The organism is Exiguobacterium sp. s28, from assembly GCF_018618135.1.
Taxonomy (GTDB): Bacteria; Bacillota; Bacilli; order Exiguobacteriales; family Exiguobacteriaceae; genus Exiguobacterium; species Exiguobacterium mexicanum_A.
In genome coordinates this window covers 390762-408108 of record NZ_JACSLL010000001.1, presented here as the reverse complement: position 1 = coordinate 408108, position 17347 = coordinate 390762, and the positions used below count along the sequence as shown (strand labels likewise).

Genomic DNA, 17347 nt, shown 5'->3' with positions numbered 1-17347 from the left:
TATTTTTGAAAACAATGTTAATGGTCTGTCAAAACTATTATCCGGAGATCGGCAGTGCCGGCAACCGGATGCAAAATATCACGCATCTCATGAAGGAACGCGGATACGAGGTGGAGGTCATCACGGCCGCCCCATCGTATCCGAACTTCAACTTGTATAAAGACGATCGCTTCTGGAACGACAAGGCGCTCAACAACCAGTCGTTCATCAAGCGACTCATCACGAAGAAGCGCAAGCATACGTCGAACATGGTGAGTCGGCTCGCTTTGTTTTTGGAACAGATGATCAAAGGCGTCGCCGCCGTCCAAAAGCTCGACTCGAAACCGGATGTCGTCTTTGCGACGACCCCGTCTTTTTTTATGGCGTTCGTCGGTGTGTATGCGAAACGCAAGTACGGCGTCCCGTTTATTTTGGACGTGCGTGACCTCTGGCCGGAGTCGGTGAAAGGCGTCGGCGTGTTCAAACACGACTGGATGCTCGCCCCGGCGTTCTGGTTCGAGAAGCGTCTTTACAAGTCGGCCGATGAAATCATCATCAACTCGGAAGGGTTCCGCAGCTATCTTCGCCAGCGCGGCGTCGAGAACGAGATGATCCACTACATGCCGAACTCGATTCGTGAGAGCGAGCGCAACCTCGAGCGGACCGTCCCTGAGGACGACCGGATGGAAATCCTGTACGCCGGGAACATGGGCCTCGCCCAAGACGTGTCGCTCTTGCTTGAACTTGCGGAGCGGTTCCGTGACGAGCCGCGCGTTCACTTCAAATTGATCGGTTACGGGTACCGGAAAAACGAGTTGAAAGAGACGATCAAGGCCCGTGGCTTCAAGAACTTCCTCTTCCTCGAGGCGATGCCTCGGACGGAGGCGTTCCAAGCCATAAAGAACGCGGACGTCGCGTTCGTCAGCCTGATCGAGCAAGAAGTGTTCGATACGGTCATCCCGGGCAAACTGATTGATTACATGGCGGTTGGTAAACCAATCGTCGCGGCGGTGTCAGGCCATGCGGCGAATGTCATCGAAGCGGCCGAGGTCGGTTACGTGTCACGGAAACGTGACATCAATGAGATCGAGCACATGCTCCGTAAACTGCTCGAACGTCCCGAGTTACGTGAGAAATATGGCGTGAACGGGATCCGTTATGTGAAAGAGAACCTGTGCTGGGAAAACAATATACACGTCCTCGAAGACGTGATAGAAAAAGTAACGATGGAGGAAACATGATGAAGTCAGTATGTATGTTTGTATGGAACCATTTTACGAATGATGCGCGCGTCTTGCGCGAATGCTCGGCGCTCGCCGAAGCGGGCTATGAAGTCGATTTGATTGCGCTCCAAGACCCGAAAAATCCGTCGCTCCCGAAAGAAGAGATGCGTCCGGAAGGGTTCCGCGTCATTCGCGTCAAACGTCAGCCGTCGATTCTCGCCAACGGGATGAAGGCGCTCAAATCGATTCGGACATGGGTATCTGAGAAGAAGACACGTCAACTCGGGGCTGGACTCGTCGGCGCGGGATTGTTCATCCTCGCCCCATTGACGATGCTCGGACTCGGTGCGGCAGCGGGTGCGATTTTATTCCCGCCGGTGCGTAAAAACATCGTCAACGCGAGCGCGATGCTCGAGATGGTGTTCACTTCGACGAAGAAGTCGTACGATTTCTATCACGCCAACGACTTGAACACGCTCCCGCAGGCGTTGATCGCCGGGAAACTCGTCAACAAAGGCAAAATCGTCTACGACTCGCATGAAGTCCAGACGGACCGGACCGGTTACGGCTACATTCAAAGTAACCTTGAAGGCTGGCTCTTGCCGTACGTCGACTCGATGATGGTCGAGAACCACACGCGCGCGGCGCACAACGAAGAGCTCTACGGCTTCTATCCGTACGTGCTCCACAACTATCCGTTCTATCGTCCGTTCGACTTCTCGCTCCGCAAAGACTTGCATGCGCTCCTCGACTTGCCGAAAGATGAGAAGATCCTCTTGTACCAAGGCGGCATTCAAGCCGGCCGCGGACTCGAGCAGCTCATCCTCGCCGTCAAGGACTTCAACGAAGGCACGCTCGTCATGATCGGGGACGGAAAACTCAAGCCGGTCATCAAACGGATGATCGAGGACGAAGGCGTCAGCGACCGCGTCAAGATGATTGACAAAGTACCGGTCGAGGCGTTACCGTACTATACGATGAACGCATATCTCGGTTTCCAAGTGTTGAACAACGTCTGCTTCAACCACTACTCGGCGTCATCGAACAAGCTGTTCGAATATTTGATGGCCGAAGTACCGGTCGTCTCATGTGACTTCCCGGAAATCGAACGTGTCGTCGCCGGGAACGACGTCGGTGTCGTCGTCGACTCGCACGACCCACAATCGATCGCCGAAGGCGTCAACCGCCTGCTCGACGATCAAGCACTCTACGCCCGTGTCAAAGAGAATACGAAGACGGCGCGTGAGCAATATAACTGGGATTTGGAAAAAGAGGCACTCTTGAACGTCTACACGAACGTCGTGGACCGCAAGTTGCCGATTATGAAAGACGGTGCGCCAAAGCCAGCTCAACAGTAAGACGAAGACTGTGGCTTTGTGCCGCGGTCTTTTTTTATGGAAGGGGGAAAATTGATGAAACGTCAGCAACAACATCTACTGCGTCAACAAGTCTGGAAGAAGCTCCAATCGATCTCCTTGAAGGATATCGCCTGGATCATCGCCGGCTCATTCATTCTCTCGTTCGGGGTCAACTACTTCACCGTCCCGAACGACTTCTCGGAAGGCGGCCTGCTCGGGGTCACGATCATCCTGTACTACTTGTTCGGCTGGGACCTCGGTGTCACGTCGATCATCGGGAACGGTCTGTTGTTCATCGTCGGCTATAAGCTGCTCGACCGCCGGACGATGGTCTATTCGGTCGTCGCCGTCATCGCGACATCGTTCTTCCTCAGCTTGACCCATAGTTGGGGCAGCCCGGCCGAGGACAAACTGCTCGCGGCCGTCTACGCCGGGATCATGATCGGGGTCGGCATCGGCATGGTGCTCCGCGTCGGTGGGACGACCGGGGGCGGGGTCATCATCGCCCGCCTCATGGAGCGGTACTTGCACATGAGCGTCGCCGTGTCGATGTTCATCATCGATGCGATCGTCGTCGGGGCGTCGGGCTTTATCCTCGGGGAGCAGGTCGTGCTCTATACGTTGATCGCCATCATCATCGGCTCGTGGGTCATCGACCTCGTCGCCGAAGGGCTCAACATCCGCAAGGCCGTCACGATCATCAGCGACAAGCAAGAAGAACTCGCCGTCGTGTTGACGGAGACACTCGGCCGCTCGGCAACGATTATCCATGGCCACGGCTACTACACGAAGCAGGACAAAAACATGTTGTATATGATCGTCGACAAGCGTCAAATCGGTCCGCTCAAGCGAATCGTCGAAGTGACCGACCCGCGTGCCTTCGTCGTCATCCACCAAGTGAAAGAGGTCATCGGGGAAGGGTTCAGCTACCCGTCCCGATAATTTGAACGCTGGCGTTTTGACGCCAACTTCTATATAATAAGAAGCGTGTAAAAAGAAGGAGGAACTGACTACTATGCAAACGATCGCTACAATCAGCCTGCTCGTCGTGGCTGTTTTATTGATTGTCGTCGTACTGCTCATGTCAGGTCGGTCGCAAGGTCTTGGGGCGATTGCAGGTGGCGCGGAGCAGTTGTTCGGCCGCCAGAAAGCGCGCGGCTTCGACGCTGTTTTGAACCGAACTGCAGCTGTACTAGGCACATTGTTTTTCATTTTAGGATTACTAGTCGCATCATTATGATGAAAGGCTGATCGTTCTCGATTTTTACGTGAGGCGGTCGGCTTTTGTTTTTTTCAATTATTTTTTGGGAATAATGGATTGTATGAGGAGATGACGTTAGCAATGAAGATTACAGCACCGAAACCGTTCTTCTTTGAAGGCGGACCACGTGCCGTGTTGATGTTACATGGCTTTACCGGATCGAGCGCGGATGTCCGCATGCTCGGTCGTTTCCTGCAAAAAGAAGGCTATACGTGTATGGGTCCCCAGTATCGGGGTCATGCCGTGCCGCCGGAAGAATTGCTTCAGTACGGACCGGCGGACTGGTGGGAAGACGTCATGAACGCCTACCAGTCATTGAAAGAGAAAGGCTATGAGGAGATTGCCGTCTGTGGCCTCTCGCTCGGCGGCGTCATGTCGCTTCGCCTCGCTTCGGAGGAAAACGTCAAAGGCGTCATCCCGATGTGCGCTCCGACCGGAATCGATGCCGAAGATCGGTTATACAAAGGAGTCAAAGCCTACGCCCGAGAATATAAATCTCGAGAAGACAAATCACCTGAACAGATCGAACAGGAGATGGCGGACTTCAAACCGATGCCGACGCTCAAAGACCTCCGTGCCTTCGTCCGTGACACGACGACAAAACTCGAAGATATTTTCGTCCCGGCGCTCGTCGTCCAAGGGGCGAAAGATCAAATGGTCGATCCTGAATCTGCACACGAAATTTACGAGGCGATCAACGCGTTCCAAAAAGAACTGCTCATGTATGAGGAGTCGGGACACGTGATCACACTCGATAAAGAAAAAGAGAAACTGCACCAGGACGTGCTCGATTTTCTCGAAACGTTAGACTGGTCAGTCTAAAAAGGAGGTGTCACGTTGAATTTACGTGACCAACTACTAGAAATCATCCAAGCCAGTGACAAAGCACTGACGGTGGACCAATTGACCGAGCGTCTTGCGCTCGAGTCGACGGATGCCTTTAAAGAGCTCATCCGCACCTTGAACACCCTCGAAGAAGAGGGCTTAATCGGCCGCACACGGACGAACCGTTACGGGACGCTCGCCGTGCTCGGCCAAGCAGCGGGAATCATCTCGATTCACCAACGCGGCTTCGGATTCTTATCGGTCGAAGGGGAGACGGAGGACGTGTTCCTTCCGCCCGACCAATTGAAAGACGTCTACCACGGCGACACGATCCTCGTCAAAAAACGCGAGGACAACCGCGGCAAGACCGAGGGCGTGCTCCTCAAAGTCTTGAAGCGTGGCTTGTCGGAGTTCGTCGGGACGTATACGCTCCCGAGCGGACGCCTCGACCAGTTCGCCTTCATCGAGCCGGACGACAAGCGCATCAACTTCTGGCCGGTCGTCAACCCGGACAAATCGCTCGGTGCCGTCGATGGCCATAAAGTCGTCGTCCGCATCACGAAATATCCGGACGGACGTTTCGCCGGAGCGTGTGACGTCGTCCGTATCATCGGACACAAGAACGACCCAGGCGTCGACATCTTGTCGATCGTCTATAAGCACGGCATCCCAACGGAGTTCCCGGAAGATGTCATCGACCAGGCGAACGCCGTGCCGGACGAGGCCGACGAGAAAGACTTCATGGGCCGCGTCGATCTTCGCAACGAGACGATTTTCACAATCGATGGCGAAGACGCGAAAGACTTGGACGATGCCGTCCACGTTAAGAAACTCGATAACGGTAACTATGAGCTCGGCGTCCATATCGCCGACGTGTCACACTACGTGACGGAAGGGTCACCGCTCGACGTCGAGGCGTTTGAACGGGGGACGAGTGTGTATCTCGTCGACCGCGTCATCCCGATGTTGCCGCACCGTCTCTCGAACGGGATTTGTTCACTCAACCCGCACGTCAACCGGTTGACGCTCAGCTGCGTCATGGAGATCTCCCCGCAAAACGGGAAGGTCGTCCACCATGAGCTGTTCCCGAGTGTCATCAAGACGACGGAGCGGATGACGTATACGAACGTCCGCGAGATCATCGAACGTGATGACGAAGCGACGCTCGAACGCTACGAGCCGTACATCCCGTTGTTCGACCTCATGGCCGAACTCGCGGAAGTGCTGCGCAAGCGCCGTAACTCACGCGGTGCCATCAACTTCGATTTCGCCGAGGCGAAAGTCGTCGTCGACGAAGAAGGCAAACCGGCCGATATCGTCTTGCGTCCACGCTCGGTCGCCGAGAAGTTGATCGAAGAGTTCATGCTCGCGGCCAACGAGACGGTCGCCGAACACTTCCACAAGATGGACGTGCCGTTCATCTATCGTGTGCACGATAACCCGAAATCGGACAAGCTCGATTTCTTCTTCGACTTCGTCGCGAACTTCGGCGTGCATATCGAGCGGTTCAAAGGCCAGAAGGTCGAACCGAAGACGCTTCAGAAGATTTTGAAGGCGATCTCGGGTGAACCGGAAGAGCCGGTCATCAGCACGATCATGCTCCGTTCGATGCAACAGGCGAAGTACGACGATGTCTCGCTCGGTCACTTCGGCCTGGCGACCGACTTCTATACGCACTTCACGTCACCGATTCGTCGATACCCGGACTTGATCGTCCACCGTCTCATGCGCACGTATGCTTTCAACGGCGACGTGTCAGAGAAGACGATCGCCAAGTACGAGGACCGTCTCGGTTCGATCGCCGAACAGGCGTCGAAACGCGAGCGTCGTTCGGTCGATGCCGAACGTGAGACGCAAGCCTTGAAGAAAGCCGAGTACATGGAATCACGTCTCGGTGAAGAGTTCGATGGCGTCGTCAGCGGTGTCACGAACTTCGGGATGTTTATCGAGCTTCCGAACACGATCGAAGGACTCGTTCGTCTCCAGTCGATGGATGACTACTACCACTTCGACGAGTCGCAGCTCATGTTGCTCGGCGAGCGGACGAAACGTCAGTTCCGCATCGGTGACGCGGTGCGCGTCAAGGTAGACGCCGTCAACTTGGACGAGCGCACGATCGACTTCACCGTCGTCGGCATGCCGAAGCGGGAACAGTCGCGCCGTCGCCAACCGACGACGATCAAAGCGACGGAAGGCCGTCCAAAGAAAGACGACAAAAAAGGCCGCGGCCGTGACGACAAACGTCCGAAGCGCGGCAAGCCGGGTAAACCAGGGAAACCAGGTCAAGCCGGCAAACCGGCCAAGCCAAACGAGAAGCCGAAGACGTCGCAAGGACGCTCGGCACTCGACTTGAAGAAGAAAGACGGTCAAAAACGAACAGGCGACGCCAAACGCGGAGCGAAGAAGCGTCGTTGACGGGAGGGGGCGACCCCTCCTCCATATTGAAGTAAAGGACTGAATGTCTATGGCCAAGAAGAAAGATTCGAACGCGCTCGCGCAAAACCGAAAAGCGTCCTTCGATTATGCGATCGAAGATACGATTGAAGCCGGCATGGTGTTGACGGGGACCGAGATTAAATCGGTGCGCCAGTCAAAAATCAACATTGCCGACGCCTATGTCCGCTTTGATGGTGGCGAGGCGACGCTTCACAACTGTCATATCAGCCCGTTCGAGCAAGGGAACCGGTTCAACCACGAGCCGCTCCGTGTCCGAAAGCTATTGTTGCATAAGAAGCAAATCAATCAGCTCATCGGCGCGCAAGGGCGTGACGGGTATACAATCATCCCGCTCAAAGTGTATCTTAAGAACGGCTTCGCCAAATGTCTCCTCGGCATCGGGCGCGGGAAGAAGAAGTATGACAAGCGCGACGACTTGAAGAAGAAAGACGCGAAGCGTGACGTCGACCGGGCACTGCGGGACCGGCAAAAATACTGACAGCGAGACCTGATTGTGGTATAGTTGTTGTAGTACCAATTACCACCTCGGGGACGTTATGGATTCGACGGGGGTAGGTCGGTCGTATGTGGCGTGTCGAGGGGTCGGCCTCGTTAAAACGCAAACGCCTATAACTGGCAAAACTAACACACAACTCGCAGCAGCCTAAGTGCCCTGCGGATCCTGACATCCATCGCTTGTGTGGATGATTATCAGGGTCTCAAACTAAGCAAGCTACGCTTCAACCTCGCCGTCTGAGGGCGCGAAGAAGAGATGAACCAGACTGGATGCGACAACGCCTGTTTATCGGCAGTGTCACATTGAGATTCAATAGATAAACTACACACGTAGAAGCATGCGTTACGATGCCTTCGGACGCGGGTTCGACTCCCGCCGTCTCCATTTTTAAGCAGTCTGCAACGACTGCAATCAATGATTTTTAATGAAGACCTTCTAATTTCATTGAGATTAGAAGGTCTTTTGATGTTAACGGAGCAACTCAATCATAATGAAATGAAAGCAGGTGAATCGAATGGGAAAATATCAATTAGATACGAAAAGTAAAGTGGCTGCTGCCAAGTATCAAGACGGTAAAAAACCAGCTGTTTCGAACAAAAAAGATAAGATCAATCAGCTTCGAGAAGCATATTTGCAGAAGAAAAATGAGAAGAAACCATCTGGTGAATGCTAAGGATCATTGTAGAGAAAGGATTATTGAGTGTTTGCTCAATAATCCTTTCTTTGTGAATGTACGATTCCATTATTTGGTTTTTTGAATGGTGTCAAAGGATTGAATATTACTTTGTTGAATATAAACTATGAGCTATTTTAAAAATTGTCACGAGAATATATAACCATCATAGGAGGAATCATCATGTCAAAAAAATCTACGGAATTAATTATAAATGGAGTCAAGAAGTATGGTCCGGCAGTAGGAAAGTTTGCACTTGAACATAAAAAAGAAATTGTTGGAGCAATTGGTGCACTCGGTGTAAAGGAACGACTTAGTAAGCGTACGAATAAAGAATCAAATCCTAAAAAACCAAAAGACAAAATCATGCATCCTCGAAAGAAGAGATATCAATATTATTTAGCTGAGGTTGTTCCCGCATTAAACACTCAAAATCGAGATGAACTGTTCCAGTATAAGATGGAAGTGGAGCAATGCATTCAACAAATCAAATTCGAGCAGGCGCAGGACATCGTCATCAAAAAACAGATTCATGAGAGTCGGATAAAAGAGTGGGATGCAATCCTGTCTCAAATCGTGAGCCAGATGACCGTGAAAGATTATATGGAATATCTAAAGCTCTTTAACAATCCTGAATATCAAAGCGAGTACTTCAAAGGCTTTGAAGGCGATGTTGAGAAATTTAAAAAGCTAAATACTGTGGAACAGCATGATACGTTAGTCCATTATATTCATGAAAAAACAAATATCGATATAGAACAAATCAAAAAAGAGTTTTCGGCTCCTGTTTGATTCACCTTGATCCGTTCTTGTTCCTCATTCGTTATAATCGATGATGTAACGAATGAGTGGGGGTGAGGTCATTGGGGTGGGATTTAAGTGTTGCTGAGGCAAAAGACGTCTACTTAACAGAAACTGACTTATGGCGCTATACACAACAATTTTTAATGAATGCGACACATACGACGACGTACAAGCATATGCTTATGAAGGCGTTGCTCGAATGCACGACCGAACTAAGTGATTCCGGTGTAGTGACGTTCGAGCAAATTTCAAGACACGTGACGAAGATGTATTGGAATTTGATTGTGAAACACGGCTTACGACAAGTGAATCAACTTGAGAAATTGAGCTCGGTCGAAAAAACGATGCTCACGTTTCAAGCGACACATGAAATTCCGTCCACTTGGAACTTTGATCGTCTGCCGGTTCAGCAGCAACAACAATTGATTCGAAACGTGAATCAGTTCTATAAGAAGTACGTGTACGGATCGTTCTATACCTCGTTCGAGGGGACCGTCTATTCATTCAATCGGAAAGAAGAGTGGGTCAAACTTGTGCCGAGCTACGTCATCTTTTTTGAGAAATATAAACGGGTATTGATGAATGTTACGAATTATCAACTCGCCGTCTTTCTGGAAAAATACAATACACGCGAAGCGATGGAGCGAATCTTGAACAAAATCGAATTCGTCTCGGCTCGTCAATCGCTCGACGAGTTCAAACAGATTTTACTGAGTCACGGTCATTCCGTCTGTTTTTATTGCATGAAGCCGCTCAAACAGATCCATGTCGACCATTTTATCCCGTGGTCTTACATACAGAATGATGTTCTATGGAATTTTGTCCTCGCTTGTCCGACTTGTAATACGAGCAAGAACAATCGGATGGCGAAGGTTGATTATCTTTACGCGCTCGTGGAACGAAACCATGAGTTGCGAGTGGCAGAGCAGATGGAGACATACAAAGAGACGAAATTAATTCATCTGTATGACTATGCGGTGCAAAATGGGTTTGAAGCCAATTGGATGCCGAAGTAATTAAAATGAGTCGAACCTGATGAGTAAGGTTCGATTCATTTTATTTTTTTGATTATTCCTTTTTACATACATCTTTTTCAGAACACGTCCAAAAGGATACAGAGATTGGATGAGTATTTAATCCGATAATTTTCCCATAAATTGTATGATAAACTGAAGGGAAGAAGATTGTGAGGGGAACAATGATGAATATTCATTTTGAAAAGATGGACGAAAGAGAACTTACTTCTTATTTGACGTGGTTGATTGATGATTATGCGAACGACGTCGCCCGCAATTATCAATTATCTGCTGCACTGGCGCAAGAAGAGTCGACGCAATTGATTCGTAGCCTGTTTCCAGACAATCAACCGACTGAGGAACAAACAGTCGTCCATGTGATGGACGGTGCGACGCGAGTCGGGATTTTATGGTACGCCTTTCAGGTAGAATCAAAACGTGTCTACATTTATCATGTTTGGATGCACGAAGCCTATCGCGGACGCGGATATGCGACGGCGGCATTGCAACGACTGGAGACGATTGCAGCACAAGAACTAGGGGCGACGTCAATTGGTTTAAGTGTCTTTGGTTCAAATCCGGATGCTGAGCGACTTTATGCACGCCTCGGATTCCAACAAGCTTCGATTGCGATGAATAAGCTTTTAGGTGAGGTCTCGAAGTGAAGCGCCTTTGGAAGTGGGGATTAATTGCGATCGGGGTGCTTGTCGTCGGGATGGGTGGTCTCGTTTTTGCGTTCAATCAGTCGATGCAGTCCGATCCCGATGAAGAAGCAAAAGCCATCCAACTCGCTGAACCGTATGTAGCGGATCGTTTCGACAATGCCGAATTGACGAAAGAGGTCATGTTCGACAACATGGGCAATTTCCCGTTCGAGTATGCGGCGACTGCCGTTGATTCCGTGACAGGGACCGAATTTTTTGTCTACGCGGACGAGACGACAGGGGAAGTCGTCGACACGTTTCTCGCATCGAAATGGGAAGACGACGTGACGGATGCCATCGAAGATTCGGTCATGACGGCGTTTGGTCACGACGTCACGTACGACGTTTTTTACGATGAAGTAGCCGTGCAACAACTCGACGCCTCGGCGGCGAACCCGCTCGCCTATAAAACAGCCGACGTCGTACCGACAATCTTGGTGACGATTCATCGGGAGCCAGCGTCAGGAGACGAGGCACTCGTTCAGACTTGGATGGCGGCGCTACAAGAGAGCGACATGTTACGCCGTGCGGAAGTTCATGTCGACTATATCGCTAAAAACGGAGAAATTCTCAATGACGGGACCCCGTTAATTCTATCGTTCTAATGAAAAAACACTTTCTGCGAGCAGGGAGTGTTTTTGTTCAATCAATGGTTACCACAAGTTAAATAAATCCGCTACAATCGCATCACTTCCGTCTTGGAACATAAACAATCCGAGTGCGATTAACAGACCACCGATGACGAGGCTGCCGAACCGCATCAATCCGTTCGTATTCTTTTTGAATAAACCGTGCATCACGAGTCCTCCACCAATCAACAGCATTAAGAAATACCAAAACCCCATAGCCATTCCTCCTCTGCCTGTAGTTGAGTTTAGTTTACATATATTTTCCAGTACATACTGTAGGGCGTGAGACTGATTTAATCTAAGCCTAAGACGGGTACAGTACCTTTATGTGTAAATGAAGGGGAGAGTGACCACTATGCGGAAAACAATCGTCATCGCGGGCGCGAGCGGCTATATCGGCTCGAACGTGATGGACCATCTAAAAGAAGAATATGACATCATCGCCTTATCCCGCTCGACGAAAAACAAGGAAGACGAGGACCATATCACGTGGCGATCGTGCGATTTGTTCTCGTATGAACAGACGCGTGAGGCGTGCGAAGGGGCAGACTACGCCATGTTCCTCGTCCACTCGATGATTCCGGACGGCGGATTGACGCAAGCGACGTTCGAAGATATGGACGCGCTCATCGCTGACAACTTCGCCCGGGCGACGAAAGCAAATGACATCGAACAAATCGTCTACTTGAGCGGCATCATTCCGAAAGAGTCGAAGACGTTGTCACGTCACTTGAAGAGCCGGCTCGAAGTCGAACGGATTCTCGGCGGCCAAGGCGTGCCGGTGACGACGATTCGGGCCGGGCTCATCATCGGTCCAGAAGGCTCGTCGTTCCCGATTCTCGCGAAGCTCGTCAAACGGTTACCGGTCATGATTCTCCCGAACTGGACGAAGACGGAGACGCACCCGATCGATCTGCGTGAAGCCGTCCAGGCGCTCATCTCAGTCGTCGGCGCCGAGGCGCTGTACGACCATCATATCGATATCGGTGGACCCGAAGTGATGACGTATCGCAAGATGATTGAAGACACGGCTGACGTCATGGGCAAACGCCGCGTCATGATCGACTTCCCATTCCCGACGATCAAATTGTCCCGCCTTTGGGTCATGGCCGTGACGGGTGAACCGAAAGACACTGTCTATCCGCTCGTCGAGAGCATGGGTCACGCCATGGTCGCGAAAGACACGACCGGCGTCAAACAAGGAGAGATCCCGTTCAAGGAAGCGGTCGAACACGCACTTGAAGAAGAGGAGAAACAGAAGTCGGGTGGCGGCAAGAAGAAGAAAGCGCCGCAACAGTATACCGTCCGCTCGATTCAACGGTTCGGCCTGCCTGAGAACAAATCGGCGCTTTGGATGGCCGACACGTATTTCGAGTGGCTCGGCCGGCTCGCGTATCCCCTCATCCAGACGACGAAAGAGGACGATGACTGGGAGATTTCGTTGCTTTGTCCATCACTCGTCGCACTCCATCTGTCGCTCGAGGACGAGGCGACGGACGACATGGCGTCCTATTCAATCGACGGCGGCTTGTTCGCGAAGTTGAGTGAGGATGACAAGACAGGCCGGCTCGAGTTCAGACGGCTCCCGGAGTCGGAAGAAGGGCTCGTCGCCATCCATGAGTTCGTGCCGGCGCTGCCGTGGTGGTTCTATACGAAGACGCAGGCGAAAGCCCACCTCGTCGTCATGTGGCTGTTCGGCCGTCACGTCCGTCTGCTTGGGGAAGACGCGGACGAGGGTGACCAAGTCGTCGAGGCACCGGCGAACTAACGAAGACGCATCCATCGCGTGATGGATGCGTCTTTTAGATTCTTTAAATTTTTTCGTACAAGCGCATAGTAGTACTCATTTTATTTTAAGGATTTTCGAACCAACTGTATGACTATCTTTACCGTCTTCGACAATTAAATAAATATGTTTTGCTCTAAATGGGGTCATCTGTATGAAGTTAACCAAGCTTTCGATTGAAAATTCAGGTCTAGTGTTCAATACAGGTGAGAATTGAAAGGTAGTGACACTGAAAATTAAAGAAATGCCTGTATAGTCTTTCATGGATTTGTTTTTAATATTGCTTTTTGTTCTCTCCATATAGGTTGCCATTCTATCTTCCAAATTCTCATAACTTCTTAAGCGTGAACTCCACACTCCAACCTCATTTAAAGCCTTAGCGATTTCTACCTCTTGTTCTCCGTCTATGTAAGAACTCACTTCGTATTTTTCCTCTACACCGTCAGGCCGTAAAACCACAAAATCGTAATTTTGATTTCCTATAATGATTTTGACTTTTGCATCTGCAGGAAAATAGGGTGAAAGTGAAAACACGTATGCTGGAACAAACTCTTCTTGAAACTCCTTAAACCAACCTTTACGTAACCTTGAAACTTCTAAAGCACGCCGATCACGTTTTAGAAGTTCAATTATTTCTTTGAAGTAACTATCCATTTCACTTGGAAAACGGTACTTTGAAAGGTCTTTTAGAATGTTTAGCTGGTTTTTCATAAGTAAATCCCTTTCTTGATTAATATTATTGCCGATATGTCCAAACAGTTTTTCTCATTGTATATCAATTCAGTTCTATACGTTTTGATTATAAGTAAGATTATTATCTCTGTTTGTTTTGTCGATTATGTTAACGTTTTGCCGGAGTCGTTTACAAAGGGCAGGGACAGGCGTACACTGAACTCGTTTTCGACATAATGGAAAGAAGGAATGCAAGAATGGACAACTTCATGACATCACACCAAGGATGGCAAAAAGACATCTCGGCCGGGATCACCGTCGGGGTCGTCGCCGTGCCGCTCGCGATGGCGTTTGCGATCGCCTCAGGTGTCGGACCGGTGTACGGCCTGTACACGGCCATCATCGCTGGGATCCTCGTCAGCCTGTTCGGGGGCTCGACGTTCCAAATCGCCGGACCGACCGGCGCCTTCATCCCAATCGTCTCGGGCGTCATGCTCGCACACGGCTACGAAGGGTTACTCGTGACGACGTTCCTCGCCGGGATCCTGTTGTTCCTCATGAGCGTACTCCGCGTCGGACGACTGATCCGCTTCATGCCGCGGGCTGTCACCATCGGGTTCACGGCCGGAATCGCCGTCGTCATCTTCGTCGATCAACTCGATGAACTGTTCGGCATCACGTTCGAGAAGGCACCGCACTTCCACGAGAACTTATTAACGCTCGTGGCGTCGTTACATGAAGCGAGCTTATGGCCTGTCTTCATTGCCGCCATCGGTTTCTTGACGCTCTGGCTCGTACCGAAACTGCCCGTGAAATTGCCGCTGTTATTGATGGCGATGCTCGTGCCGACGTTCGTCAGTCTCGTCATCCCAGGAGAAATCGCGACGATCGGAAGTGCCTATGGCGGCATCCCGAGCGGACTGCCTGAGTTCAACTGGCTCGCCATCGACCTCGATTTGATTGCGACGCTCATGCCATCGGCGTTCGCCATCGCCTTCCTCGGGGCGCTCGAGTCGCTATTGTCGGGTGCGGTCGCGGACGGCATGGCCGGCACGAAGATGAACCCGGACAAGGAACTGTTCGGGCAAGGGCTCGCCAACGTCGTCGTCCCGTTCTTCGGCGGGATCCCGGCGACCGGCGCCATCGCCCGGACGGCGACGAACATTCAAGCAGGGGCCGTCAGCCGCCGTTCCGGCGTCATCCACGGGTTGACGGTGCTCCTCGCCGTGCTCGTGTTGGCACCGCTCGCGAGCTATGTCCCGCTGGCCGCACTCGCCCCAATCTTGATGCGCGTCGCTTGGAACATGTCGGAGCGGCATCACGTCTTCGAGATGATCAAGCATCGGTCGGCCGAATCGCTCGTCCTGCTGATCACGCTCGGGCTGACCGTGTTCGTCGACCTCGTCGTCGCCGTCGAGGTCGGGGTCATCTGTGCGCTCGCCTTGTTCGCGAAACGGATGGCCGATACGATTGACGTCCGCGAACAGACGGAACGGTACGTGACGCGGGACGGCCAAGTCGTCTTCAGCGTCGAGGGACCGCTCTTCTTCGGGGCGATCGAGATGTTCGAGCACGTCCTGCATCATATCCATAATGAGCCCGATGTGTTCATCTTCAACTTCCATCGCTGTCCGGTCATCGATGTGACGGCCGTCGAAGAGATTCGCCGCGTCGTCCGGGAGTTGAAAGCGGCCGACCGTCGTGTCGTCTTCGCCCACTTGTCGGCACCCGTGCGCCAGACGCTCACGCATTATGGCGTGCTCGATCACGTCGACACGTTCGAGACGACGCAGGAAGCGATTGACGCGTCTTAACGGACGGACAGAATCTGACCGAACGGGATGCGGCGCACGTCCGTGTCGAACAGCTCGACTTCACGCTCGGCGTAATAGATGGCATGGACGTAGCCGCGCACCGTATGGGTCATGCCGTTGTCGAACAGCGTCAGCTCGACGGCGTCACCTTCACGGATGGCGCGTTCGAGCTCGGTCTGCCACAAGTAGAGGAGTTGCTCATCCAAATCGGGCAGCTCGATCTTTTGGACGTGGGCGTAATATTTCTTCAGGAGCGCCACGTGCTCGGGCATGAGGAACGGGATCCATTTCAATTCACCGCGGTCTTTGTAGCGAGTCTGGCTCATGACGATTCACCTCCTTGTTTATGTCCGCCGATGAGGCGTTGCCGCGTCCGAAGCGGACTGTCTTTCAATAAACTCGATGCCGGGCGGATCGTGCCGCGCCCGAAGCGGACGTTCAAGCTATCGACGAGGTCGAGGAAATCGAACCGGCGCGCCCGGGCCCACTCGTCTTCGAAGAACGACAGCTGAACGTGGTCGCTCCGGGGCTCGAGTTTGCCGAGGGCGACCGAGACGTAACGGACCGCCTCCGTCTCGTCCCACGCGTCGAGGAAGAGCGTCAACAACACCGGCAAGAACTCGCGCTCGTCCGCTGTGAAGCGGGCGAGCTTTTTTTGTTTGCTGAACCCGCGCCGCTCGCTCGTCCGGGTGTAGCGGACGCCGAGATGGACGCTCCCGCCGACGAGACCGGCCTGCCGCGTCCGCATCCCGACCTCGACCGCAATCGCCTGCAGGACGAGCCGGATGGCTGCGTACGTCGTATAGTCCTTCATGAGCGTGATGCCGTGGCCAATCGTCCGGGGCCGCTGCCGTTTCGCCCCGAACAGGGAGCTCGGCGGGAGAATCGTCGGCGATTCGTCGATGCCCCAGGCGTGATGCCACAGCTCGGCGCCGATGACGCCGAACTTCTCATGGAGCGTCTCGAGCGGATAGCGGGCGAGGTCACCGATCGTCTCGATGCCGAGCCGCCGGAGATGGACTTCCATCTTCGCCCCGACGCCCCACATCTTGCCGATCGGGGCCGGGTGGATCAACTTCTCGACGTCGTGGAGGAAACAGCTGGCGACACCCGTCTTTTTCCCATGTAGGTCGAGGACGAGCTTGGCGAGGACATTGTTCGGCCCGATGCCGATTGTGACCGGGATGCCGGTATAGCGGAACACGGTCGAGCGGATGAGGCGGGCGACGTGCGCATCGTTCCCGAACAGCCGCTCCGTCCCGGTCAAGTCGACGAGCGTCTCGTCGACCGAGTAGACGCGGATCGCCTCAGGCGGTGCGAACTGATGCAAGATATGGACGATTTGCACGGACACGTTCAAATAATGACTCATCCGGGCCTCGGCGTAGATGACGTGCTGCCGCTCGTGCCACGGCAACCGGTCGATGTGGAACCGTCTAGAGCCGGTCTTGATGCCGAGCTGCTTCATCGGCGGCGTCGCGGCGAGGACGAGGGCACCGTGGTCCTGCAGGTTCGATAAGACGACGAGCTTTGTCTTGTATGGGTTTAACTTGCGGGCGGCGCACTCGCAACTGGCGTAGAACGAGACGCTGTCGATACAAAAAATCCGACGTCGCATAGCCACCTCTCCTTTTTTACGAACAAGCGTTC

At 52.6% G+C, this 17347-nt stretch carries 18 protein-coding genes and 1 other RNA gene; 15 read left to right on the top strand and 4 right to left on the bottom strand.

Annotated elements, in window-relative coordinates:
- Window positions 1–14 precede the first annotated feature (14 nt).
- From KNP78_RS02060 to KNP78_RS02000, 13 genes are all read left to right on the top strand, one after another.
- A complete protein-coding gene (locus KNP78_RS02060; RefSeq protein ID WP_251128425.1) occupies window positions 15–1220 on the top strand; it encodes a glycosyltransferase family 4 protein in 1206 nt (401 codons plus the stop codon).
- A complete protein-coding gene (locus tag KNP78_RS02055) occupies window positions 1220–2560 on the top strand; it encodes a glycosyltransferase (RefSeq protein ID WP_214823200.1) in 1341 nt (446 codons plus the stop codon). Before KNP78_RS02060 ends, KNP78_RS02055 begins: the two co-directional genes overlap by 1 nt.
- 54 nt (window positions 2561–2614) lie before the next feature.
- Window positions 2615–3502 (top strand): YitT family protein, encoded by an 888-nt coding sequence (locus tag KNP78_RS02050; protein ID WP_052090147.1) that lies wholly within the window; start codon window positions 2615–2617, stop codon window positions 3500–3502.
- A 73-nt stretch (window positions 3503–3575) separates the two neighbouring features.
- Entirely contained in the window at window positions 3576–3800 is a 225-nt protein-coding gene (gene secG / locus KNP78_RS02045; protein WP_012726902.1) for a preprotein translocase subunit SecG, read from the top strand.
- Window positions 3801–3902: 102 nt separating this feature from the next.
- Window positions 3903–4643: an alpha/beta hydrolase gene (locus KNP78_RS02040; RefSeq protein WP_029595064.1), complete on the top strand. Its 741-nt coding sequence runs from the start codon at window positions 3903–3905 to the stop codon at window positions 4641–4643.
- A gap of 15 nt (window positions 4644–4658) precedes the next feature.
- Window positions 4659–7061: a ribonuclease R gene (gene rnr, locus KNP78_RS02035; protein WP_214823199.1), complete on the top strand. Its 2403-nt coding sequence runs from the start codon at window positions 4659–4661 to the stop codon at window positions 7059–7061.
- A 49-nt stretch (window positions 7062–7110) separates the two neighbouring features.
- Window positions 7111–7581 (top strand): SsrA-binding protein SmpB, encoded by a 471-nt coding sequence (gene smpB / locus KNP78_RS02030; RefSeq protein ID WP_029595066.1) that lies wholly within the window; start codon window positions 7111–7113, stop codon window positions 7579–7581.
- A gap of 49 nt (window positions 7582–7630) precedes the next feature.
- Window positions 7631–7986: a transfer-messenger RNA gene (gene ssrA, locus KNP78_RS02025) on the top strand.
- A 127-nt stretch (window positions 7987–8113) separates the two neighbouring features.
- Window positions 8114–8272, top strand: a complete 159-nt coding sequence (locus tag KNP78_RS02020; RefSeq protein WP_214823198.1) for an alcohol dehydrogenase — start codon at window positions 8114–8116, stop codon at window positions 8270–8272.
- Between the two features lie 183 nt (window positions 8273–8455).
- The gene (locus tag KNP78_RS02015; protein WP_214801338.1) at window positions 8456–9064 is read left to right on the top strand and encodes a hypothetical protein; all 609 of its coding nucleotides are present in this window, start codon (window positions 8456–8458) and stop codon (window positions 9062–9064) included.
- 71 nt (window positions 9065–9135) lie between these two features.
- A complete protein-coding gene (locus KNP78_RS02010) occupies window positions 9136–10092 on the top strand; it encodes an HNH endonuclease signature motif containing protein (RefSeq protein ID WP_214823197.1) in 957 nt (318 codons plus the stop codon).
- A 185-nt stretch (window positions 10093–10277) separates the two neighbouring features.
- Window positions 10278–10757, top strand: a complete 480-nt coding sequence (locus KNP78_RS02005) for a GNAT family N-acetyltransferase (protein WP_214823196.1) — start codon at window positions 10278–10280, stop codon at window positions 10755–10757.
- Complete coding sequence (locus KNP78_RS02000; protein WP_214823195.1) at window positions 10754–11401, top strand: hypothetical protein; 648 nt, start codon at window positions 10754–10756, stop codon at window positions 11399–11401. Before KNP78_RS02005 ends, KNP78_RS02000 begins: the two co-directional genes overlap by 4 nt.
- Window positions 11402–11449: 48 nt before the next feature.
- Here KNP78_RS02000 and KNP78_RS01995 read toward each other — a convergent pair whose 3' ends face one another.
- Complete coding sequence (locus KNP78_RS01995; protein ID WP_214823194.1) at window positions 11450–11641, bottom strand: hypothetical protein; 192 nt, start codon at window positions 11639–11641, stop codon at window positions 11450–11452.
- A 139-nt stretch (window positions 11642–11780) separates the two neighbouring features.
- On the opposite strand from KNP78_RS01995, the gene KNP78_RS01990 reads away from it, so the two are divergent.
- Complete coding sequence (locus tag KNP78_RS01990) at window positions 11781–13193, top strand: NAD-dependent epimerase/dehydratase family protein (RefSeq protein WP_214823193.1); 1413 nt, start codon at window positions 11781–11783, stop codon at window positions 13191–13193.
- Window positions 13194–13268: 75 nt separating this feature from the next.
- On the opposite strand, the gene KNP78_RS01985 is transcribed toward KNP78_RS01990, so the two are convergent.
- A complete protein-coding gene (locus tag KNP78_RS01985; RefSeq protein ID WP_214823192.1) occupies window positions 13269–13922 on the bottom strand; it encodes a hypothetical protein in 654 nt (217 codons plus the stop codon).
- Between the two features lie 218 nt (window positions 13923–14140).
- Here KNP78_RS01985 and KNP78_RS01980 point away from each other — a divergent pair, with 218 nt between their 5' ends.
- Entirely contained in the window at window positions 14141–15697 is a 1557-nt protein-coding gene (locus tag KNP78_RS01980) for a SulP family inorganic anion transporter (protein ID WP_214823191.1), read from the top strand.
- Here the strand turns inward: KNP78_RS01980 and KNP78_RS01975 are convergent.
- On the bottom strand, window positions 15694–16023 hold the full coding sequence (locus tag KNP78_RS01975) for a YolD-like family protein (RefSeq protein ID WP_131437869.1): 330 nt from the start codon (window positions 16021–16023) through the stop codon (window positions 15694–15696). The genes KNP78_RS01980 and KNP78_RS01975 overlap by 4 nt on opposite strands.
- Window positions 16020–17315: a Y-family DNA polymerase gene (locus KNP78_RS01970; protein ID WP_214823190.1), complete on the bottom strand. Its 1296-nt coding sequence runs from the start codon at window positions 17313–17315 to the stop codon at window positions 16020–16022. The genes KNP78_RS01975 and KNP78_RS01970 overlap by 4 nt, the downstream gene beginning before the upstream one ends.
- Between the last annotated feature and the right edge of the window lie 32 nt (window positions 17316–17347).

What these genes read in the sequence shown, in the direction of transcription:
- KNP78_RS01970 (WP_214823190.1), bottom strand. Translation starts at nt 17,315, where the DNA reads ATGCGACGTCGGATTTTTTGTATCGACAGCGTCTCGTTCTACGCCAGT.
- KNP78_RS02050 (WP_052090147.1), top strand. Translation starts at nt 2,615, where the DNA reads ATGAAACGTCAGCAACAACATCTACTGCGTCAACAAGTCTGGAAGAAG.
- KNP78_RS02040 (WP_029595064.1), top strand. Translation starts at nt 3,903, where the DNA reads ATGAAGATTACAGCACCGAAACCGTTCTTCTTTGAAGGCGGACCACGT.
- KNP78_RS01975 (WP_131437869.1), bottom strand. Translation starts at nt 16,023, where the DNA reads ATGAGCCAGACTCGCTACAAAGACCGCGGTGAATTGAAATGGATCCCG.
- secG (WP_012726902.1), top strand. Translation starts at nt 3,576, where the DNA reads ATGCAAACGATCGCTACAATCAGCCTGCTCGTCGTGGCTGTTTTATTG.
- KNP78_RS02055 (WP_214823200.1), top strand. Translation starts at nt 1,220, where the DNA reads ATGAAGTCAGTATGTATGTTTGTATGGAACCATTTTACGAATGATGCG.
- KNP78_RS02060 (WP_251128425.1), top strand. Translation starts at nt 15, where the DNA reads ATGTTAATGGTCTGTCAAAACTATTATCCGGAGATCGGCAGTGCCGGC.
- smpB (WP_029595066.1), top strand. Translation starts at nt 7,111, where the DNA reads ATGGCCAAGAAGAAAGATTCGAACGCGCTCGCGCAAAACCGAAAAGCG.
- KNP78_RS01990 (WP_214823193.1), top strand. Translation starts at nt 11,781, where the DNA reads ATGCGGAAAACAATCGTCATCGCGGGCGCGAGCGGCTATATCGGCTCG.
- KNP78_RS01985 (WP_214823192.1), bottom strand. Translation starts at nt 13,922, where the DNA reads ATGAAAAACCAGCTAAACATTCTAAAAGACCTTTCAAAGTACCGTTTT.
- KNP78_RS01995 (WP_214823194.1), bottom strand. Translation starts at nt 11,641, where the DNA reads ATGGGGTTTTGGTATTTCTTAATGCTGTTGATTGGTGGAGGACTCGTG.
- KNP78_RS02015 (WP_214801338.1), top strand. Translation starts at nt 8,456, where the DNA reads ATGTCAAAAAAATCTACGGAATTAATTATAAATGGAGTCAAGAAGTAT.
- KNP78_RS01980 (WP_214823191.1), top strand. Translation starts at nt 14,141, where the DNA reads ATGGACAACTTCATGACATCACACCAAGGATGGCAAAAAGACATCTCG.
- KNP78_RS02020 (WP_214823198.1), top strand. Translation starts at nt 8,114, where the DNA reads ATGGGAAAATATCAATTAGATACGAAAAGTAAAGTGGCTGCTGCCAAG.
- KNP78_RS02005 (WP_214823196.1), top strand. Translation starts at nt 10,278, where the DNA reads ATGAATATTCATTTTGAAAAGATGGACGAAAGAGAACTTACTTCTTAT.